Genomic DNA, 21830 nt, shown 5'->3' on the forward strand with positions numbered 1-21830 from the left:
TTCTTTAATTATATCTACTTTCTTAATCATGTTTACTTTTCTAATTATGTTTACTTTCTTAATAATCTACTTTTTTAGTTATGTTTACTTTATGATCATTGCATTTGCTGCTCTCTTAAATATAATCTCCTAGAGCAGGGTTCACGTAAAGTAAAATTTGCATAAAATAAGTCTTGTAAAGCAAGACCTATAAAATAAAATCTCATAAAGTAAGATTTCATAAAGTAAGATCTCATATAATCGAGTTAACGTCAAGGATTAAAATGACACTTCCATCCCCCATAATTGTTGCTCCTGAAAATCCCCGTGTTTTTTCCAGAAACCTGCTTTTGAAGTTTTTTATTATTACTTCCTGCTTCCCAAGCAGCGAGTCTACAACAAGTCCTATATATTGTCCAGCTTTTTCAACGATAACTACGACCAGACTCTCTTCATTTTGTAAGGGAGGTAACTGAAACAGCTTACGTAATCTCAGCAGGGGAAGTGCTTTTTCGTTTATTATGACAACCTCTTCGCCTCTGATACGCCTTACTTCTTTATTTCTAATTGAAATACTTTTAATTATGCTGGTAAAAGGAATCGCGTATCTTTCCATTCCGACTTTTACTAGCATAGCCTGATAAAGAGCAATTGTTATGGGCAGCTTCAATTCGAACCTTGAACCTGCTCCGGGTTTTGACTCTACTCTTACGGAGCCTCCCAGCCGTTCAATCCGTTTCTTCACTATATCCATTCCAACTCCTCTGCCTGAAAGACTTGTAACAACGCTGGCAGTACTGAATCCCGGTGTAAATATTAACTGTACCGCCTCTCTCTCTGAAAGTTGTTCAGCTTCCTCTCTACAGATGAGCCCTTTTTCCAGTGCAGCTTTTCGGACAATTTCCGGATCTATCCCTCTGCCATCATCCTCTATTTTGATAAGAATATGATTTTGCTGCCTCGAAGCCGTTATCGTTATATTTCCTGTTTCCTCTTTTCCGAACTCCACACGTTTTTCGGGAGTTTCTATTCCGTGGTCTACTGCGTTTCTCAGCAAATGCACCAGAGGGTCTCCAATTTCTTCCATAACGGTTCTATCGAGTTTAATTTCTTTTCCCTTTATTATGAAGTCAATTTTTTTATTTTGCGCTTTTGAAAGATCTCTTATCATTCTTGGATACATATTGGTTATCTGGTCCAGAGGTACCATTCTTATTTCCAGCACTTCTTCTTGAAGTTCCCTTGTTAACTTCTGGTACTCGGAAAGAGCAAAATCCAGATCTTTTGATTTCGATTCAGCTATAAGCTCTTTTATCCTGGTTCTGTTTATTACTAGTTCGCCAACCAGATTCATCAGCTTATCTAATTGCTCAGTGCTGATTCTGGAACTCTGTATTTTTGGGCTTTGCACTCTCCCCTTTTTTTCCTCCTTCCCATCTTCTTCTTTCTTTTTCTTCTCTCCCTCTCTTTGTTCTATTTTCTCTTCTCTTTCCTCTCCCTCTCTTTGTTCTATTTTCTCTTCTCTTTCCTTTCCATCTCTCTGTTTTATCTCTCCTTCCTTATGCCATTCCCTTTGTTTTGTCTCCTCTTCCTTTTCTTCTACCTCTTTTTTCTTTCCTTCTCTTTCTCCTTTTTTCTTTTCTCCTTCCGGTTCCACTTCTTTGTTTTCTCTTGTTTTCTCTATTCTTTTATCTATGGAAAAGATACAGAATTCATTCTCCTGGGGTGCAGACTCTTCAAGGGAGTTATTTATAGTCCTGAGAGTTTTCAATGCCTTTTCAGAATCAGGATAAAAGTTACTATCTTCACCTGTACTATTTTTTCTTTCTTCTGTTTTAGTTTCCATATCTGCGCAGGCGTTCTTAACAAGTCCCTCCAGAGCGTCCAGGCATTCAAAAAGGATATCAGTTAAAAAAGGATCAGGGGTTAATCTTCCTGTTCGGAACTTATCAATCAGGCTTTCCATCTCATGTGTAAGTTCAACAATCTCTTTGAACCTCATGGTTGCAGCCATGCCTTTAAAGGTGTGAGCTATGCGGAACAGCATATTTATCTGCTCCGCATTTTCAGGGTTCTTTTCGAGCGCCAGCAGGGAATCACTCATTTCTTTAATGTTTCTGTCAGACTCGGACCTGAAGATGCTCATATACTTCGACATGTCCATTATTTTGCCTGCCTTTTGTAAACATTTTATAATCCTGAGAATTATCGAGTTTTTCTAAAGATCGTTGATTATTTTTTAAAACCATTAATTAAAACCATTAATTAAAACCACTAATTACAAACCATTAATTACAAACCATTAATTAAAACCATTAATTACAAACCATTAATTAAAACCACTAATTACAAACCATTAATTATTCTACTTTAAAGTTTATTTGATTATTTTGATAATTTCTTCAGCTATCTTATCCAGAGGATTATCCAGAGGGATTAAGAGGTCTGCAAGGTTTCGTCTTATAACCTCGCCGAGCGCTCGCATATCACACTGAACTCCGGGATTCGACGTCACACATACATCCCAGATTTTCAAGATTAAATTGTGAGGCTGCTCAGATTTTTCTACATATTTCTTCTGCCATTTCAGGCATGCTTTGACTGAAGATGCCCAGGGCCTTTCTGCTTTTATTCTGCTTTTCTATTACATCCACTAATCCGTATTCAAAGGCTGACTTGGTATCTCTTCAGTCCTTTCCCCCAGACATGATACTATAATTACAGGGGTTGAAATTGTTTCATAATATGATAATGAGTTTTAAGGCCGTAGAAAACAGGCACTATAACCAGGCATTATAAACAAGCATTATAAACAAGCATTATAAACAGGCATTATAAACAGGCATTATATTATCAAGAATTACTACATCAGGCTTGATTTGTTATTTTAACTCGACTAATTTTATCTGGCAAGGATAATTCGACATCTGGAATAGTTAATTCGGCAGCTGAAAAAGTTAATTTGGCGTCTAGAAAAGTTAATTTGGCTCAGCAATTTTTCTGATCACATCAAGCATGCTATCTGGTTCGAATGGCTTTACAATAAAACCCATTGCACCTATTTTCATAGACTCGGTTATCAGAGCCTGCTGGCCAAGAGACGAACACATTACCACTTTTGCATCAGGATCCATCAAAAGAAGTTTTTGCAATATCTCCTTACCGTCCATATCTGGCATTATTATATCCATCAGTACAAGGTCAGGTTTTGCCTCCAGATATATTTGAATTGCTTCTTCTCCGTCACCTACTTCAGCAACTACCTCGTGTCCATGCTTTAGAAGGATATCTCTAATTACCATTCGCATAAATTCGGCATCGTCCACGATCATTACTCTTGCCATGCCTGCACCCTCTTTATTTTCGCTAAGTAGATGACAGCTATTGCTTCAATACTACCTATGACTTTAATTCGGGACTTTTAGAAATTTCATGACCCAGTTTAATCATTTGAAATACAGTGAACTCACAGTTTAATATCTTAAGACACAGTTTAATCACAGTTTAATCTTTCGAAATATTCTCAAATCCAAAACATTCCTGCTAGATTTGCAGTTATTATTTCTTTTTAATTCTTGGACAATGTGTTATCAAAAGTTATGTTATCAAAAGTTATTATTTCTTTTTAATTCTTGAACAACTGTGTATCAAATGAGCATATATCTAAAATACCAATGTAAAAGCCTCATATACGAATGTAGAAATATATCGACTGTAGGATCTCATTTAAACTATATAATTTGTCAGGGCAGCAATTGAAAAACTTAAATTGAGGCAGTGAATAATGATTCAACTGTTACTACGATTAAATTTCCGGAAAAGATATACACAGGTTAACAAAGTTGCTAACGCAAGTTTTCTACTCATAAGGTCTGTATTCTTAATATGAAAAAGTATATACGAAATCAGATATATTAAACTTTTTTAAATCAGATATATTAAACTTTTTTAAATCAGATATATTAAACTTTTTTAAATCAGATATATTAAACTTTTTTAAATTATCTTTACAAAATCCTGTGGTTTTGCTCCTTTTAATTTTGGCTTTTTTACTGTAGACAGATGTTATTAAAAATAGTTAATCTTCAGTAATATCTATTTAAGTCCTCTATTTAAGTTGTTTATTTAAGTTGTTTATTTAAGTCATCTATTTAAGTTTGCCAGGGCCTATTCGTGTATAAGTAATCGTGGAGAACTTCTTTAAAGTCTAATGATCCGTTCTAATATGCTATACAAAAAATCTTTTCTGATAATGCATCTAAGTAATAACGAAGACTTCAAAGAAAATTCAAAAAAACTCAAAGAAAGCTCCAAAGAAAGCTCCAAAGGGATTCTAAAAAAAATACCAAAGAAGGCCCTAAATAAAGCTTTAAAGAAGGCTCTAAATAAAGCTCCAATTAGAATTCCATTTTTTTCAAATATATATTAAAATACTGCTATATATTTTGGCAAATACATTTATATTCTACCGGAGTTCATATTATCATCATTAAGTCGGGGAATTTACTGTTATATTGTAATGCTATACAAAGGGTCAACACTGGAGCTAAATATCTTCTTTTTAATCACTGTATTCCTTCCACTTGGTGTTAATATTTAGTTATAAGTGTTTGAATACAGACTGCAAATTCTGATCGACTTCTTGACTCTAACTCCGTACATTTAAGCCATAACTCTGTATATTTGAGCGTATTCGTATATCCAAGCCATAATTCCGTATATTTAAACCATTTTTCTGTTCAGGTTAAAAAATCGTTCATAAAAGCCCCCTTTAGAACGATATGTCTACTAGAACAGCATCTCCACAAAGAATTCATTTTAAGAATTCTTCAAACAAATACAGGAGTTGATTGAGTGCCTGAAATCCTGATTGTTGAGGATAACCTGCTTAACCTTACCGTAGAATTTAACCTGCTGAAATCCTGCGGATATGACCCCAAGAAGGCAAAAAATGGCTTTGAAGCTCTGGAAGTCCTCAGTAAGGTTAAAATTGATCTTGTACTGATGGATATGGAACTTCCAAAAATGCATGGTCTTGAACTGCTTCAACGTATAAAGTGTAACCCTGATACACGAAGCATAAAAGTGGTAGCTGTCACTGGTCATTGTGATTCCGAGAGTAAACAGGAGTTTCTTAAAGCCGGATGTTATGCAGTCCTCTCCAAGCCTATAAATTTTGGTATTTTTGGATCTCAAATAAAAGAGTTTCTCGAAGTACCAAGTTCTCCAAATTGAGCTCTTCTAGGTTATCCGGATTGGACTCTTCTAAGTTATTCTGATTGGATTCTTCTAAGTTTTCCAGATTGGATTCTTCTAGGTTATCCGGATAGAGTTCTTCTTTAAGTTTCCAAAATAACACTCTTAAGAAATATCAGGCTTAAATTGCTTAACTATCTGAAGTCTTACCTTCTTAAAGAATCATAATATTTATGAGTTCTTGAATAATCTATATTGAATAGTTTGGGAAATCTGGATAAAAACTTTTTAAGATTTATGCCTTCCTATTCTTTAGCAGATAATCGTATATCCGGTTCGGCCACCGGACAGAAAAGCCGTTTAATTACAGGATGGGAAGCCATAGATTCTGAAATCTGGAAGCACGGGTGAAAAAGATGTATAAAAGTACAAAAATAGGGCATATAGTGATAGGGTTTACTCTACTGCTAGTTTTGATCTTTTTTGTAGGGTACACGAGTTATCAGGGCATGAACGAAGTCGAGAAGAAGAGCCGAGCTATCCAGAATATGACTTTCATTATGAATAATATGCAGGACGCCCTGCAAGCCGAAGAAAGCTACGTTATTCACGGCGATCCTGTTTATAAAGAAGAAGTGTATTACCATCTCAGTCTTGTACCCACGCAGGCAGCGATTTCCAAGGAGATATACGTAGGCTATCTTGACCCTGTTAACCGCGACAGGATGGATATTGTCCTGGCAGCTTCCAGTAATTTCAAGGAGGCTTTTGATAAATATGTCGAAGCTGACGAAGAACAGGCAAATATAAAAAATAAACTGGTTAATGATAGTGATATCCTGGTGACAAATGCAGATGAGCTTTCCAAAAACCAGATGATCCAGTACAGAGAGGAGTTTGAAGCCGGGTACTCAAACGAAACTCTAGAGAAGAAGTTTTCAAATGCCGAGACTGCTCAAAGGATCATTGTGCTGACAATGAAAGCCCGAAATGAGTATCAAAATTATGCTATGGACCCTGATCAGCAGTATGCAGGTAATTTCGATACGTATATGGAAGATGTTATTGAGCTTTCTACAGACCTGAACGGGAGAATGGAAAGGCCTGAAAATATTGCTGCAGGGAAACAAATACTTCAAAGCGCCGAAGACTTCCAGGCTGATTTTGAACAATTTAAGGCTCTGGAAGAGAGAAAAACAATTGAAGGAAAAAACATGACAGATATAGCCACAGAAGTTGGAGAAATGGCTGCAGCTTCAAGCGCTGACCAGAAAGGAAAACTGGACGCACTGATTGTGGACTCCGTAAATAAGGTTTTTCTGGTGACTTTTCTTTCAATGCTTATCGGCGCGCTACTGGTTTTTGTGATTTTAAACATTTACAGAAAACCTATTAATGAGCTGCTTGAAGCTGCTGATATGGTTTCTGAAGGGAATCTTGATGTTGATATTAAAGGTTCTTCGAGAAGTGAGATCTCCCAGCTTTCAGAGGCTTTTAAGGCGATGATTGAAAATCTGTGCAGTTTGATTAAAGAAATCCAGGAAGGTTCACTGCACCTTGCTACACTCTCTGAAGAGATGTCTGCCTCTTCTGAAGAAGTAGCATCCGCATCAAGGAGAATTTCAGAAACAGCGTCTGAAATCTCTAACGGGGCAGAAGTACAGAGCACAAAAATTATTGACATAACTCATGCAATGCAGGATATGACTCACAATATCCAGGAAATTGCTGACAATACTCAGAAAGTATCTAAAAGTACAAATCTGGTTAATGAAACCGTTCATAATATAGGAAACGTTTCCAGAGATGTCCTGTCAAAAATGGACCTTATTCGTTATTCTGTTGATGAGACTGAAATTGTTATCAGGGAGCTTGACTCAAAATCTCAGCAAATTAATGAGATTATAACTTTGATAACCAGAATTGCAGACCAGACAAATATGCTTGCATTGAATGCCGCAATTGAAGCCGCACGGGCAGGAGAACACGGCAGAGGCTTCTCTGTGGTAGCCGACGAAGTCCGCAAGCTTGCTGAAGAGTCAGGAACTGCAGCAAAAGATATCTCCCGGCTGATTGATGAAATCAGGGTAAGCATCAGTAACACTGTGGAGAGCATAGAGGCAAGTAAAAATAATGTGAAGAACGGCTCATTATCAGTCAGTGAAGAAGTGGAGATGGTTACCGGAATCGTCTCTACAATCAATGAAATCACAAATATGATAGAGGATGTTGCAGCTGCTACGGAAGAGCAGTCGGCATCCATTGAAGAGATCACGTCTACGCTGGAGGATATCTCTTTAATATCGGAACAGTCTGCATCAGGAACTCAGGAAACTGCTGCAGCACTGGAAGAACAGAGTGCTTCAATGTCTGAGCTTGCCAGCATGGCGAATGACCTCACCTTGCTTGGCGAAAAAATGAAAAAAACCACTGAAAAATTCAGGCTTGGTAATTTTAAAATGGAGCCAGAAAGGATTCCTGACTGAATACTACCGCTCAAAATCCTTAAATCGGTCCTGAGGAATTGATATGTTTGAAGAAAGAGTTGAATTGAAAAGCCCTTCACCCTCCGAAGAATTGCTTCAGCTAGTTGTTTTTGAGCTTTCTGGAGAAGAATTCGGGGTTAATATTATGCAGGTCTCAGAAATCATTCCAGTATCAAAAATCACCAGGATTCCCCAGGCTCCGGAATGTGTAAAAGGACTGATTAATCTTCGCGGAAAAATTATCGTAGTAATAGATCTCAACCGGCGCCTTGGTTTCAGTCCCAGAGAAAATGACAGCCTGGCCAGAATTATCATAGTAGAAATTGGGGATACGATGATTGGAATGCTTGTGAACTCCGTAAATGGAGTATTGAAACTGCCTTTTTCTTCTACCGAACCGACTCCGGATATGATCAAATCGAAAATTAATTCCGAATACCTGACAGGAGTCGGAAAAGTAGGAAACAGGATTCTTATCCTCCTGAACCTTGCAAGAGTCCTTGGAGAAGAAGAGATTGATGAACTGAATCAGCTTTCTTCTTCTCCCCAGGATTCCCTTTTATCTTCTTCCACTAATCCCTCTTCTGACACTAATAATTTATAATATAAGAAGAATCGTAAGAGGAATCTGGAATACGCATCCCTTCTTATATTATCTCTATTCTTATAACAAAAGAGCTGTTTTCAGTGCAATAACCCCCTCACTTCCACTGCAGCTATGTTTTATCAAGAGCAATTGCCCTGTTTGATCTGATATCTCTCTTCCACAATATCAGTCACGTTTTTGTTTTTTGCCCGGAATACACCGGTTTTTCAAATTTTGGTATGCTACAAATATTGGCTTCTAATTTGGCATATGATAAACAATAAATACCTGTTTTTTATATTTCTCTATATGAACGAGCTGAATTATCCTGAGTTCACAGGTCTTGAACTCTCCCCGAGGAAGGTAGATTACCTCAAATTTATTTTTGAAAAAGAAGGCACTGTAAAAACTACTGAGCTTTCCTCCTGCCTGCAGGTGGACCCTTCAACAATAAGCAAGACCCTAAATGAACTTGCAGTTGCTGGCTACCTGAGCCATGTTCCATACCGGGGCGTGAACCTGACAGAACTGGGGAAGGCTTATGCAGAATTTCTTGTCAGGAGACACAGGATTTTAAGCCTTCTTTTCACTCACTACGGTCTCTCGACAGAAGAAGCATGTACTGAGGTTTCTCGTTTTGAAGCTTTCGTTTCAAGGGATGCGGTAAACAAAATCTGCAGCTCAATGGGACATCCGATGGTTGGCGTCTGCGGAGAAATAAGCCACGAGAAATGCTTTCATGAGGAGCACCATCATTAAAGCACCGTCATTAATTCACATTATTTTGGAGCATAACGAGGTCTTTGATGCAGTTTCAGACAAATCCTGAGGCAAATTTGGGGTTATGCCAAAATATTATTGAAATAACTCTAAATTTTGGTATATATCAAAATTATCTTACCTGTATTCTATCTTACTCGTATTGGTATTGTTATGTTCCTTAAAATGAAACCTTCAAAATAAAACCGAAAGTATCAAAAAAGCTAGAGCAGGCAAAAAAGGAGTTTGATTATGAAACTAAGAATTATACCTTTATTAGTTATTTTGATCGTCAGCCTAAGTATTTTTGTCAGCGGATGTACAGATTCCCGAGACTCAGGGAATAATCAGAGCATAGGACAGGAAACTGAAATATCAGGAACTGGCGAACCAATAACAGTTGCCGTAAGCGTTGTTCCTCAAGCTGAATTTGTAGAAAAAGTCGGAGGAGATAAAGTAAAAACCGCAGTTATAGTTCCAACCGGTGCAGACCCTCACACCTATGAACCTTCTCCAAAAGAAGTCCGAGAAATCAGCAAAGCAAGGATGTTAGTAACGGTCGGGGTTGGTATGCCTTTTGAAGAAGACTGGATTAAAAACTTCGAGTCAATGAATAGCGGCACTCTTATTGTGAATTGCTCCGAAGGGATTGAATTAAGAGAACTTGAAGGTCATAATCATAAAGGTGAGGGCGAAGATGAACATGAAGAGCTTGAAGTCGAGCACGAAAATGAGGGTAATGAGAACCACGAAGACCTGGACCCGCATATATGGACATCACCTGCAAACGCAAAGATAATGATCGAAGACATTTATGAAGGGCTTGCAGAGCTCGATCCTGAAAACGAAGCTTACTACGCTCAGAATAGAGATGCTTACCTTAAAGAGCTGGACGCTCTGGACATAAGGATTAAAGAAAAGCTTGAAGGAAAAGAGGAAAGGAATTTCATGGTTTATCATCCTTCCTGGGGCTATTTTGCAGCAGAATACGGACTCAATATGATTCCGGTTGAAATTGAAGGAAAAGAACCAAGTGCTCAGGATCTGACAAAGATTGTGGACCTTGCAAAGGAAAAGAATGTCAAAGTCATCTTTGTCCAGCCTCAGTTTAGCACACGAAGTGCAGAAGTTTTAGCTAAAGAAATCGGAGGCGAAGTTGTGGCTATTGATCCACTTGCAAAGAATTACGTTCAGAACATGGACAAAGTCTCTGATATCTTTGCCAGAAACCTGGTATAAAACCATATTCGGTCTTTGTTTAAGTTCCTGCCCAGGTTCTATATCTAAATATAAAAAGAACATAATTCGTGGTAAAATAAAAACGATAATCTGAAGGAAGGTTAATGGAGAAGGTTATAGAGCTGGAGGATGTTTGGGTCCGCTACGGAACCCAGACAATCCTTGAAGCGGTAAATCTGGAATTAAAGGAGCCTAAAGGGCTGCTCGGGATAATTGGCCCTAACGGTGGAGGTAAGACTACACTCCTCAAAGTACTCCTGGGACTCCTGAAGCCCTATAAAGGCAGTGTGAAGATATTTGGAAAGCCTCCGGAAAAAACCAGAGATCTTGTAGGGTATGTCCCTCAATACAGACGTTTTGACTTTGATTTCCCTATCAGCGTCTGGGAAGTGGTCCTGACAGGGAGAATGAGCCATACGGGTTTTCTGAGAAAGTATGGTGAGGAAGACAAAAAAGCTACTGAAGAAGCTCTAAAAACCGTAGAGATGTTCCAGCTTAAAAACAGGCAGATAGGACAGCTTTCGGGTGGACAGAGACAGAGAGTTTTCATTGCCCGCGCTCTTGCCACGAATCCCAAGATTCTCCTTCTTGACGAACCTAATTCCGGGCTTGATCCCCACATGCAGGATGAGCTCTACAGGCTTTTGAACAGGCTCAAGCAGGAAATGGCAATTATTATGGTCACACACGATCTCAGTGCAGTTTCCGTTTACGTTGACAAAATAGCCTGCCTGAACCGCACTCTCCACTATCATGATTCGAAGGAGATTCCGCTCGAAGATCTGGAAGCTACTTACCAGTGTCCTGTCGAATTGATTGCTCACGGAGTACCCCATAGAGTGCTGGAAAGGCACAAAGGGAGTTCCTGAAGATCATCGGATTTGAAAAACAGTCTTTAAGGAGAAAGAAAAATGTTTGATCTTCTTCAGTACACTTTTATTCAGAACGCCCTTGTAGCCGCAGTTCTTGCAAGTATTGCATGCGGAATCATAGGTTCCTATGTTGTTGTTAAAAAGATTGTTTTCATTAGCGGAGGAATTGCCCATGCTTCTTTCGGAGGCGTAGGCCTTGGATATTACCTTGGGATTAATCCTATGTACGGGGTTCTTCCGTTCAGCCTGTTATCAGCGCTTGTCATGGGCACCGTAAGTAAGAAATCAAAAATACCGGAAGATAGTGCAATAGGTATACTATGGTCTCTCGGAATGGCTCTGGGGGTTATTTTTGTTTATCTTACCCCAGGATATGCTGCAGACCTGATGACCTACCTCTTCGGAAATATCCTTACAGTCCCACGCGCGGACCTGTACCTTATGCTGGCTCTTGATGTCATCATAGTAGGTGCAGTGTATCTGTTCTATAAAGAATTTCTCGCTTTATGCTTTGACGAAGAGTTCACGACTGTACAGGGCCTTCCTGCTGAAAAACTCTACCTTTTCCTTCTATGTATTATTGCCCTTACAATTGTGGTGCTTATCAAAGTAGTTGGCATAATTCTTGTGATAGCCCTTCTAACAATTCCTGCCACTCTGAGCCGCAAATTTACCCATAATCTGAAAAAAATGATGCTTATTTCCACAGCTTTTGGTATGGTAATCAGCGTCACAGGAATAGGCCTTTCATATGCTCTGGATGTCCCTTCGGGAGCTACTATTATTCTGGTTTTAAGTTTCGTATACGGATTGGTAGCTGTCGGAATGGATATGTTCGAAAATAAAAGTGTTTAAAAAATGAAGGAGTTTTTATTAAACTGAAAAGGTGTTAAAAAGGTTTGAAAGATCCGAGAAATATTTTTTAAACCTGTAGTTACCTTTTTACTAGGCTACCTTTTTACTAGCGCATCCTGTCATATCCAAACCCACTTATAAAGTTCAAAACTGTTTTTTCTCGAATTATTAAGAATGGATAAGAATAGATATTGAATATAAAAGCTCAAATATTTATTCTATTGCTCCTTAGTATGTCGCAAACTTAAACAGAATTCCCAGTAGAACCGAATATACTCGTCTATATTATTATATTTGAGAAGATTTATTAAGACATAATTTTATATACAGTAAAATGCTAGAGGCTAAATATCAAGCAAATTATCAAGCTAAGTTTTTTGCAGGACTCCAGAATCAGGAATGTGAGTCAACACACCTGGAATCATTTATTGATGGAAAAACGGAGTCCAAAAAGGATTTAAAAATGAAATCCAAAAACGAGATTCAAAAACGGAGTCCACCGCTCCATGTGAAATGCCACAAAAATGCTTCTAGTGGGGAAGCGATACGTTTGGACAGGTTAGGGCAATCTGTACAGGGCAGTTATCACTTGGATATACTTCAACTTCTTAGATACACTCATGTCTCCTATATTCCGGACCTGTGGGTGTATCCGAAAGCCACCTCAGAAAGATAAATACTGGTCCCTACTGCATTAAACCGTGACCAGTTGACCGAGTATAAAACATAAATGTAAAAATACAAAACGCAATACCAGGGTGATAAAATGGACCGTGATACAACCCAGGATCAAAATATAGAAGAAAACGAGACCTTTAGCGGCGAAAACCTCAATCTTCCGAATATTCCTCTTCCGGAAACGGACAATGTGCTGCACTCAATACTCAATTCCCTGAATCAGAATATCGCAGACTTTTACACGTTTGTGAAATTCAACAATTACATCTCAGAAGACCACCTCAACGTCGAACTGCTTAAAAGAAGTATGGGTATCCACAGGGACTTTGCAGCTCTTTTCCTGCACACTAAAGAGGAATTGATATTCACTTATCCGGAATTCATTGAAAAAATCGAAAAACTGCTATTTAAGGGGGAAGTGGGAACCGATTGTATAAAATATACACAAAAAATTTGCAGATCAGTAAGCGATTATAAGATTGCTCTTCACAGAGAAGGTTATTTGCCAGACCTTAGAAGACAGCTGCCTCTAATTGATATTTAATCCTCTGGCAGCTTATTTTCTTCTTTTCTTTCTATCTTTCTTACTCTTTTCTAATATATTCCGTTTATGCAAGCTTTCTCTTTTGATTTTCCACTTAAAACTCTATGGATAATTTTGAGTACCTCCATGTACTTATATTCAATTTTCAGTACATCCGTATCCTTATATTTATTAAAAGATATTAGGGGTGCAAGGCATCTGTGAAAAACGGTAGCCTAAAAAAACGATATATTAAAAAACGGTGAATTAAAAAACGTTATATTAAAAAACAGCGCTTAAAAAACGGTTTAATAACGGATTTTTGAAAAACGGAACCTAAAAACGGAAACCTTGAAAAACGATAGTTAAAAATAGTAGTTAAAAACGGTGTTGAGAACGAAATTGCAAAATGGCATTGCAAAACGGTATTAAAAAACAGATGCCTATTGTATCCAATAATTAGTTCTTTTAAAGTGTTACTCGTCCCAGTGTTTTTCTGTCTTTCTTTTTGCTTTATGACCAGATCTCCTATTTCCAGACATCTATATTTATTATACAAGATTATTATATCTTTAATTTGAATTCTTCAGAAAATAAACTGTGTTTTCTGAAAGGAACTATTGGAACTATTATTTCTTCCAGTTAATAGAGAAATGATAAGTAGTTTCTGTTTTGAAAATACGTTTAAACAAATTCCAAATAGTGTATTATAAAAGTCTGCAGATTGGACGCTGATTTTCTTATTGGATGCCTTACCAAAAAAATAATTCCCGGGAGAATCCCGGGTTTTTCTTCTTAACTCATTTGGGGCCAAAATTCGGGTCAGGAATTCCTACCACCGCGTGTGCGATGACATAGACAGGGTCACCATTAAACGGACTGGCGTTGGAGTATGCTCCTGGCGCAACTGTAAATTTACCCTTTTTGTCCTTCGGGAATATTTCGGAACCTGCATACACGTGGGTTTCTTCCAGGAGGAAGCCTTTGTTCATGTTGTAGGTTACAGTCACGTAGCCATCAATGCCATACACTACAATTACAGTGCCTACCTGGGTGCCTTTAGTGGTATCGCACTGCGCGGCTCCAGCCCAAAGGTCCATCGTGTAAGTGCCGGGCTTAATCGGGTTAGTCCAGCCCCAATTTGCAAAGGTGGGGATGAAACATTTTGCCTCACTGCCCTTAGCATAAGCTGTTTCGTACATGTATTTCTGGACGTTGACCAGAAGTGTGGCATCGTCAGATTGACCAGTTTCTACAATAGTTGCAGTATTGTGGTAGGTGTAATCGCCACCCTTGTCCTTGCCGTAGTCTGCCCACGCAAAGTCCTTTGTGTATGTAAACTGCTGGTCGTTCGAAGCAGTTACTGTGCCAAGATCCTGAACATTAAGGAGTACGTCATCAAGGTACATACTGTCACGGACTGTAATTTCTTTATTTACCTCTGTAGTGGGATCACCCCAGAATATTTCGGCGCTCCTCCCTTCATAATTGCCCCTCTCGGTCGTTACCTTCGCATCATTGTAGCCATTGATCTTGCTATTGACTGGCATATTATAGGCAAGCGTCAGGGTTTGACCAGCAGGCAGCGTATATGATGTTACTCCGCCAGGGAGTTCCACTGTAAACGAATTTCCACTAAGAACATCTTCAATATTGGTGATAGTGGCGTCTAGATCTCCAGTGTTTTCAATAGTAATTGTGCCCGATACGGCGTAGTCGCTGTCTTCATAACCGTTATATTTTACGTCCACGATCCAGGTAGCTGTTTCATCTCCATGCCCATCTGTATAAAGCCAGATTTTTGGGAATCCATTGTGCATGTAGTCGTTTACAGTATCAACAGACTTGGTGATATCCCATTTGTGGGTGCGAGTGTAAGACGTGTCGGCAGTCTTGCTGACTTTGAGATTCTCAACAAGGTCAGGGACGTTGAAGCAAAACGTAACATGACTTATATCCTTACCATCCGGTCCGACAAGTCCAGTATCGCTGCTGTACTCGCCATTGTATTTATAGATGTAGGCCGCTGTGCCGGCCTTTACAATGACCGCACATACTGGATATTCTGACTTCCAGTCAAAAGTTTTGCCATTGCTATTGAGGATAGTGATGGTATTGCCATTTGCTGTGTAAATACTATTTTCGTCTATTGAGTCCCAGTTATCGATCTTATAGGAAAACTCGCAGTTGTATCCAGCCTGCTCGCACTCGGAAGCGGCATCGCCGGACGTCCAAGGATCGACTTTTTCTGGTGTTACACTTGCTGCCATCCCCAATGGTATAACAGTCACCAATATAAATAACGCAAAAAGTATTGGAAGTAATTGCATCTTATATTTCATGTATTAAACCCCGGTTTAGTTTTAGAGCCTATTCCAAAAGACATTTTACTTCCAATCATTAGTAATTTCTATAATCGTTTTCGAGATCCGGAACACGATAGATAATTCGAGATACAGGATTCGAGAAGCAAATTTTGAGTTTTGGGATAAGCTCCGCTACTTATAAATTTACATATTTTTTTGAATTTTTGCAAAGAACCCGTTTTTGTAATGCTGAAGTGCAGGTCAAGAAGATAATAAATTTTTATATCTTCCCCTGAATATATTCCCTATTCCAAATCTTTACTACATGAATTCTGACTCTAAGAAAACAATGTTCTTAGGCATATTCTTTATAGTATGGTACAATATGTATATGCGAAAATATATAATTTTAGATTTAAATAATTAGGTGAATGTCTTACTGTTAAATCAGAATTTTAGACTTCTATTTTAGCATTTAAAAACGCTTTAAGCATTTTCTTCTTATTTCGCTTATTTACCATGTATCTCAAATCATGCTCCAAGTTAAGTAATTACTTCCAAGATTTTTCCTCTTTTTCTTACTTCATATTTTCTTGCTAAACAGGTACGAAACTTTTCATATGAGAGGTACAAAGAAAGGAAAATAGCTATAATTAAATTCTTTAGCAGTATATTTTTTAATTATTTTAGATAATGAGGCTGTTTTAATTTTAGTTTTTTCAAGCTGTCTGGATAGTCTAATTTTATGGCATAATAATATGTTGTGATTAAGACATCCGCAGACTCTTTTGTTTGATAATTGTAACTGGATGAAATCCTCTGTGAATTACTAATGCTTAGCTTTGCAATGCCACTCTAATAATTGAGGAAACACAAAATACTGCCAACTTCCTAAAAAATCCTATATTATATAAATTTATTTATATAACAAACACTCTTCATAAAAATTTATGAAAAAACTTAGCTTAATTGTTTTTCCTGTTTGTTCTGATTTATGGAATGATGACCAGCGTCTCTGGAGCAGTTCCTGTAATTGTAGGCTTTAAAGATAAGGCAGATATCGGGCTCTTTCAGAAGCATGGAGTTATAAAATATAATTACAAATATATTAATGCAATTGCAGCAAATATTCCAGAAGTAGCAATTGAAAAAATGTCAAAGAATAGCAAAATAGCTTATATCGAGCCAGACTGTGAAATAAAGGTTCTTGATGATGAAATATGCTGAGGAGTTAGTCGAATAGGTGCAGATAAGGTTCACACCAATAACAAAGGTACTGGAATTAAAGTTGCGGTAATTGATTCGGGAATCGATTATACACACTCCGAGCTGAATGATTACTACTTCGGAGGATATGATTTCGTAAATGGGGATAATGATCCTATAGATGACAACTGGCACGGAACCCATTGTGCCGGAATCATTACAGCGGAAGACAATGAAAAATAAAAAGATGAGCTGCAGTTTTTACTGAAGCCCATAGTGTTTTATGTTCCAGTCTGCCATTGCCTGGATCTTCTTGATTTCTTCCTCTCCGCCTTCCATTGTGAAGAGGTGTTTGAAGCGTTTCTGAACTCTCAGGTAGTCCTCGACTGGTTTCGGATCCTTCACCTTTCTAACCTGTGTGATTTCTCCGTTCTCCATTTCGTACATTGGCCAGAGGCAGGTTTCGACTGCGAGTTTGGCAACTTCCAGGGTCTTGGATGTATCAAAGCCCCAGCCTGTCGTACAGGGCGCATGGGCGTGGACATAAGTCGGGCCAACTATTTCCGTTGCTTTCTTGACCTTACGTATCATATCTCTCGGGTAGCCAATTGAAGTTGTGGCTACATAGGGAGAGCCGTGGGCTGCCATAATTGCAGGCATATCCTTTTTGGGGCGCTGGTTTCCGAAGGAGAATTTTCCTGCCGGACTTGTTGTGGTGCTGGCATCAAATGGAGTCCCACTGCTGCGCTGAATTCCGGTGTTCATATAGGCTTCATTGTCCATACAAACATAGGTGAAGTCATGGCCGCGCTCGAATGCACCTGAAAGGGCTCCGATTCCTATGTCCATAGTAGAGCCATCTCCTCCAATTGATATTACTTTGGTGTCGTTCTTTTTGCCCAGAGCTTTCAGGGCAGCTTCCACACCTGAAGCCACTGCGCCTGCGTTTTCAAAGAGGGAGTGGATCCAGGGAACCTGCCAGGATGAATTCGGGAAAGGAGTGGTCATCACTTCAAGACAGCCTGTAGGGTTAACCACAATACAGTTGGGGCCTGCGCCCATGAGCGTGAACTTTGCAGCAAAGGCATCACAGCAGCCTGCACAGCCACTGTGTCCGGAAGCAATATATGTTTTTGGTGCAGCTTTACTCATAGCAACTCCTCCTTGAGATCCAGGAACCTGCTTTCAACCGTAATTCCGGATTTTGCAACTTTCTTTGTCTCTTCGATAACCTTTTCTATGCTCTCTGCACGGATGTCACGGCCCCCGTGTCCAACAGTGTAACCTGTTACAGGTACGCGGATATCACTGTTGTAAAGGCAGGACTTTGTTTCTGTAAAGAGAGCGCCTTCGTTAGTACCTATTGAGATATTCTTGTCAAGCACGACAACCGCATGGGCATTCTTGACAGCTTCGCGGACCTGCTTTACCGGGAAAGGTCTGAAAGACCTGACTTTCAGGACACCGATCTTTTCTCCTTTTGCCCTGTACTGGTCAACAACGTCCTTGACAGTTCCGAGAATGGATCCCATGGACATGACTATAATTTCAGCGTCATCAAGGTGATATCCGTCAACAAGCCCTCCATGGAACCTGCCGAAGACTTCTTCGAACTCTTTTGCAACAGCTTCGATCTTCGGAAGGGCTTTCTGCATTGACTGTTCCTGCAGGAACCTGAATTCTTCATAGGTATCCGGGGCTGCAAAGGCTCCGAAAGTCCTGGGGTCTTCAGGGTCAAGGATGTTTTCGGGCTGGAATGTCGGGAGGAAGTTGTCGGTCAGTTCCTGTTCAAGCAGGACAACAGGCTCGTAAACGTGAGACAGGATAAAACCGTCCATGCAAACCATACCTGGCAGCATAACGTCACTGTCTTCTGCAATCTTGTAGAGTTGAGGAATAGTGTCAGAGGCTTCCTGGACATCTTCTACATAAAGTTGAATCCAGCCTGTATCCCTTTGAGCGATTGAATCCTGATGGTCATTCCATATGTTAATTGGAGCGCCAACTGCCCTGTTTGCCACAGTCATTATGATCGGGAGCCTCATTCCTGAAGCGTTAAAAAGAGCTTCATGCATGAGCAGAAGTCCCTGTGAGGTGGTGGCTGAATAGGTTCTTGCGCCTACTGCAGATGCTCCTATAAGTGCAGAAATTGCTGAAAATTCCGATTCAACGTTAATGTACTCACAGTCAGGAATTTCTCCATCTGCCATGAATTGAGAAAGATTTTCAACGATATGTGTTTGAGGAGTAATCGGGTAGGCTGAAATTACATTTGGACGGCATATTTTTGCAGCGTGAGCAACAGCATAAGAGCCTTCCACAACTACCATTTTTCCCTTATGAGCGGGGTTGATCATTATTTCTCCTCCAGGATCATTTCAATTGCATCTGCAGGGCATTCGTTTGCACAGACGCCGCAACCTTTGCAATAATCGTAATCATATTCAAAAAAGCCGTCTTCTCTGGGCTTCACAGACATGTCAGGGCACACAATTTCACAAATTCCACATTTGGTGCACTTTTCATAAATGTAGACCGGACGGAAGTTTCTCCAGCCTCCTGTTTTGTTTTTAAGAGTTGAACCCGGCTGACATGTTCTGCAGCGTGTAATGTTTAAACCGTTTTTTTCATTATCGTTTTTCAGGACTTCTGGACGAATCTTACGGTCCTGCTCGGTTCCAGAGCTCATTCTTCTTCTCCCCTTATCAGTTGATAGGCTTTCTGGATTGCCTTTGCATTCTTTTCTCCGACTTTTCCGGCAAAACGAGCCTTTATGGCTTTCTGGATGGATTCCACATTAATTTCTCCGGTTGCGCCCGCAAAAGCTCCAAGGAGAACAGTGTTTACAATGGGAATACCCATAACTTCCATTGCCACCTTTGTAGCGTCCACGGTCATAACCTTGGCTTTTGTGTTAAGCTTCAGGCTCTCCGGCTTTTCTGTGGTGTTAACTATGATAATTCCATCATCTTTTATTCCACTTGCAACGTCAACAGTTTCAAGCAGGGTGGCATCCTGGACAATAACATAATCCGGGGCGTAAATCTGACTTCTGAGCCTGATCGGGCTGTTACTTATTCTGGTGAATGCCTGTACAGGAGCACCTCTTCGCTCTACCCCAAAAGCGGGGAAGGCCTGGCTGAACTTTCCATCTTCAAAAGCTGCAACGGAAAGCATTTCAGCCGCAGTAACAGAACCCTGGCCTCCTCGACCGTGTATTCTGATTTCCTTCATCTGAACTCTCCTTTTTAATGCGTTTTTAAGTTTAATTTGGGTTTTCTACCGTTTTTCTAAGACTTAAAACCTTTCTCGGCAGTCTGTTTGGCATACTTATGATTTAGTTGTCAGCACACTGCTGTTAACTGAGTTACTGTTAATTGAGTTAACCTGAAGTTAATTTCTATATAAATACCTGCCAGTCTAGAGCTCTGTACCTACCCTTTTACGGCTCTTATCTGGTTTTTTACTTCAGACACCATGAGTATCCAGAACGAATTTACGGTAACTCATAAGTCTGGACGGCAGACTTGTCAACCTTAAAGTATTCATAATTATTGGATCATGGTTATTTTGCGTATAATATATTTTCAATTGTATGTTCACGCTGTTTGGTGCCTGATAGTTCATGGATAATAGTGTAGATTATTATTAGGTTTTCGGTGAAAGTCGAAGAATTATTTATATATTCATCTATTTAGAAATTATATTTTAAGTGTTTTATAATTATTGTTTTCAGGTTAACCTGCCCAATGATAACGTTTTTTCTCATTATCGCCGTAAACAAAGATTACCTTAAAAAAGTGGGATATTTTAATATATTTCCTGGCAGAAACTCCTTATCAGTTCAGTCACGGCTCTTCCGTCTTCCAGACCATTAATTTTTTCCCTGATCTGCCGCGAGCCGCGCAGTCCTTTGGTAAACCAGTGTGCATGCATCCTGAGGTTTATGGATGAAAGCAGGCCGTGTTCCTCAAGGAGAGAAATATAGGTATCAAAATCTTCAAGTCGTCTTGACTGTTCTTCCGCTTCAAGCTTTTCACCGGTTTCCAGATAATGCCTGATTCTCCTGAACACAAATGGGTTTCCCATTGCTGCGCGCCCTATCATCAGTCCATCGCAGCCTGTCAGCTCCAGTGTTTTTTCTACAGATTCCTCGTCTTTTACATCCCCATTTGCAATGACCGGGATTGAAAGCTCATCTTTGACAGCTTTTATCCCAGAAAGGTTTGAGCTGCCCGAATACATCTGTGCTGCAGTTCTGCCGTGTACGGTTAAAGCCGATGCCCCTGCCTTTTCTACCAGGCGAGCAATTTCAAGAGTTTTTTCTTCTCTTCCGAGAAGCCTGATTTTTGCCGTGACCGGAGTCTTTAAAGCGTCTGTCAGCTCCGAGACTATTGTATATACAATCTCAGGAGAATTGAGAAGAGCCGAGCCACAGCCAGCTCCTGTAATGCATCGTGAAGGACAGCCCATGTTAACATCAATAACTTCAGGCCTGTACTCTTCTTCAATAAAAAGTGCAGCCTTTATGAGTTTCTCAGGACAGTTCCCTACAAGCTGAACTCCGAAAGGCCTGTCTTCCTGAGTACTCAGCCCTTTAATGAAAGATTTTCTGCTCTCATTGAGCAAAGCATCTGCGCTGATCATTTCAGTATATGTAAAATCAGCCCCATACCGCCTGCAAAGCAGCCTGAAAGCCAGATTTGTCACGTCTGCCATAGGTGCAAGAAGCAGATTTCCGGAAAGCTCCGTCCTGCCAATTTTTAATTTTTTGAGTTCCATAATTCTTTGATTTTGAACTTTTTTCTATTTTCAGCTATTTTATTCATTTTCAGCTATTTTATTCATTTGTAGCTATTTTATTAACTTTTATCTGCATTTTTGTTATTTTTCATTTTTTAATTCTACCTGCTCATTTGTATACTTTTTTAATATTTTTACTTCGGGATTGTCTTTACCTGGATTCGCTTAAACTTGTGGTCTACTCTGATTCGTTGAGACTCAAAAACATTTCGCAAAAACCCGGAAAAATTAAGAAAAGGTTTGAATAACTGCTGGAAAAACAATTTGAATGTAAAGTTCCAGATCAATCAAAGTTCGTTAAAATCCACTGCGAGACGGTCAGCTACAGATATTTAAAAATGA

The 21830-nt window shown here is 39.3% G+C and carries 21 protein-coding genes; 12 read left to right on the top strand and 9 right to left on the bottom strand.

Going from position 1 to position 21830, the window contains the following annotated elements; translation table 11 throughout:
- Window positions 1–232 precede the first annotated feature (232 nt).
- The 3 genes from RSJ42_RS16080 to RSJ42_RS16090 all read right to left on the bottom strand — a co-directional run bounded on the left by RSJ42_RS16080 (window position 233) and on the right by RSJ42_RS16090 (window position 3323).
- A complete protein-coding gene (locus tag RSJ42_RS16080; RefSeq protein ID WP_410508260.1) occupies window positions 233–2143 on the bottom strand; it encodes a chemotaxis protein CheA in 1911 nt (636 codons plus the stop codon).
- Between the two features lie 213 nt (window positions 2144–2356).
- A complete protein-coding gene (locus RSJ42_RS16085; RefSeq protein ID WP_410508261.1) occupies window positions 2357–2494 on the bottom strand; it encodes a hypothetical protein in 138 nt (45 codons plus the stop codon).
- A 463-nt stretch (window positions 2495–2957) separates the two neighbouring features.
- Window positions 2958–3323, bottom strand: a complete 366-nt coding sequence (locus RSJ42_RS16090; protein WP_410508262.1) for a response regulator — start codon at window positions 3321–3323, stop codon at window positions 2958–2960.
- Between the two features lie 881 nt (window positions 3324–4204).
- Here RSJ42_RS16090 and RSJ42_RS16095 point away from each other — a divergent pair.
- From RSJ42_RS16095 to RSJ42_RS16140, 10 genes are all read left to right on the top strand, one after another.
- Window positions 4205–4408, top strand: a complete 204-nt coding sequence (locus tag RSJ42_RS16095; RefSeq protein WP_410508263.1) for a hypothetical protein — start codon at window positions 4205–4207, stop codon at window positions 4406–4408.
- Between the two features lie 425 nt (window positions 4409–4833).
- Complete coding sequence (locus RSJ42_RS16100; RefSeq protein ID WP_410508264.1) at window positions 4834–5214, top strand: response regulator; 381 nt, start codon at window positions 4834–4836, stop codon at window positions 5212–5214.
- A 377-nt stretch (window positions 5215–5591) separates the two neighbouring features.
- Window positions 5592–7661: a methyl-accepting chemotaxis protein gene (locus RSJ42_RS16105; RefSeq protein ID WP_410508265.1), complete on the top strand. Its 2070-nt coding sequence runs from the start codon at window positions 5592–5594 to the stop codon at window positions 7659–7661.
- Between the two features lie 43 nt (window positions 7662–7704).
- Entirely contained in the window at window positions 7705–8265 is a 561-nt protein-coding gene (locus RSJ42_RS16110) for a chemotaxis protein CheW (protein ID WP_410508266.1), read from the top strand.
- A gap of 291 nt (window positions 8266–8556) precedes the next feature.
- Window positions 8557–9006 (top strand): metal-dependent transcriptional regulator, encoded by a 450-nt coding sequence (locus RSJ42_RS16115; RefSeq protein WP_410508267.1) that lies wholly within the window; start codon window positions 8557–8559, stop codon window positions 9004–9006.
- 252 nt (window positions 9007–9258) lie between these two features.
- Entirely contained in the window at window positions 9259–10245 is a 987-nt protein-coding gene (locus tag RSJ42_RS16120) for a metal ABC transporter solute-binding protein, Zn/Mn family (protein ID WP_410508268.1), read from the top strand.
- Window positions 10246–10349: 104 nt separating this feature from the next.
- A complete protein-coding gene (locus RSJ42_RS16125) occupies window positions 10350–11114 on the top strand; it encodes a metal ABC transporter ATP-binding protein (RefSeq protein ID WP_410508269.1) in 765 nt (254 codons plus the stop codon).
- Window positions 11115–11156: 42 nt separating this feature from the next.
- Window positions 11157–11972: a metal ABC transporter permease gene (locus RSJ42_RS16130; RefSeq protein ID WP_410508270.1), complete on the top strand. Its 816-nt coding sequence runs from the start codon at window positions 11157–11159 to the stop codon at window positions 11970–11972.
- Between the two features lie 334 nt (window positions 11973–12306).
- On the top strand, window positions 12307–12648 hold the full coding sequence (locus tag RSJ42_RS16135) for a hypothetical protein (RefSeq protein ID WP_410508271.1): 342 nt from the start codon (window positions 12307–12309) through the stop codon (window positions 12646–12648).
- A 90-nt stretch (window positions 12649–12738) separates the two neighbouring features.
- Window positions 12739–13194 carry a hypothetical protein gene (locus RSJ42_RS16140; protein ID WP_410508272.1) on the top strand — a complete coding sequence of 152 codons (456 nt, stop codon included), beginning with the start codon at window positions 12739–12741 and terminating at the stop codon, window positions 13192–13194.
- Window positions 13195–13973: 779 nt separating this feature from the next.
- On the opposite strand, the gene RSJ42_RS16145 is transcribed toward RSJ42_RS16140, so the two are convergent.
- Window positions 13974–15515: a hypothetical protein gene (locus tag RSJ42_RS16145; RefSeq protein ID WP_410508273.1), complete on the bottom strand. Its 1542-nt coding sequence runs from the start codon at window positions 15513–15515 to the stop codon at window positions 13974–13976.
- A gap of 963 nt (window positions 15516–16478) precedes the next feature.
- Between RSJ42_RS16145 and RSJ42_RS16150 the strand changes: the two genes are divergently transcribed.
- On the top strand, window positions 16479–16706 hold the full coding sequence (locus RSJ42_RS16150; RefSeq protein WP_410508274.1) for a protease inhibitor I9 family protein: 228 nt from the start codon (window positions 16479–16481) through the stop codon (window positions 16704–16706).
- A gap of 102 nt (window positions 16707–16808) precedes the next feature.
- The gene (locus RSJ42_RS16155; protein WP_410510395.1) at window positions 16809–16928 is read left to right on the top strand and encodes a S8 family serine peptidase; all 120 of its coding nucleotides are present in this window, start codon (window positions 16809–16811) and stop codon (window positions 16926–16928) included.
- Between the two features lie 18 nt (window positions 16929–16946).
- Here RSJ42_RS16155 and porB read toward each other — a convergent pair whose 3' ends face one another.
- The 5 genes from porB to dusB all read right to left on the bottom strand — a co-directional run bounded on the left by porB (window position 16947) and on the right by dusB (window position 21467).
- Entirely contained in the window at window positions 16947–17837 is an 891-nt protein-coding gene (gene porB, locus RSJ42_RS16160) for a pyruvate synthase subunit PorB (protein ID WP_410508275.1), read from the bottom strand.
- Window positions 17834–19042: a pyruvate synthase subunit PorA gene (porA, locus tag RSJ42_RS16165; RefSeq protein ID WP_410508276.1), complete on the bottom strand. Its 1209-nt coding sequence runs from the start codon at window positions 19040–19042 to the stop codon at window positions 17834–17836. Before porA ends, porB begins: the two co-directional genes overlap by 4 nt.
- Window positions 19042–19329, bottom strand: a complete 288-nt coding sequence (gene porD, locus RSJ42_RS16170; protein ID WP_410510396.1) for a pyruvate synthase subunit PorD — start codon at window positions 19327–19329, stop codon at window positions 19042–19044. The genes porA and porD overlap by 1 nt, the downstream gene beginning before the upstream one ends.
- 41 nt (window positions 19330–19370) lie before the next feature.
- The gene (locus tag RSJ42_RS16175) at window positions 19371–19919 is read right to left on the bottom strand and encodes a pyruvate ferredoxin oxidoreductase subunit gamma (RefSeq protein WP_410508277.1); all 549 of its coding nucleotides are present in this window, start codon (window positions 19917–19919) and stop codon (window positions 19371–19373) included.
- A 576-nt stretch (window positions 19920–20495) separates the two neighbouring features.
- The gene (gene dusB, locus RSJ42_RS16180; protein ID WP_410508278.1) at window positions 20496–21467 is read right to left on the bottom strand and encodes a tRNA dihydrouridine synthase DusB; all 972 of its coding nucleotides are present in this window, start codon (window positions 21465–21467) and stop codon (window positions 20496–20498) included.
- Window positions 21468–21830: the final 363 nt, after the last annotated feature.

The organism is Methanosarcina hadiensis (assembly GCF_046529725.1).
Lineage (GTDB): Archaea > Halobacteriota > Methanosarcinia > Methanosarcinales > Methanosarcinaceae > Methanosarcina > Methanosarcina hadiensis.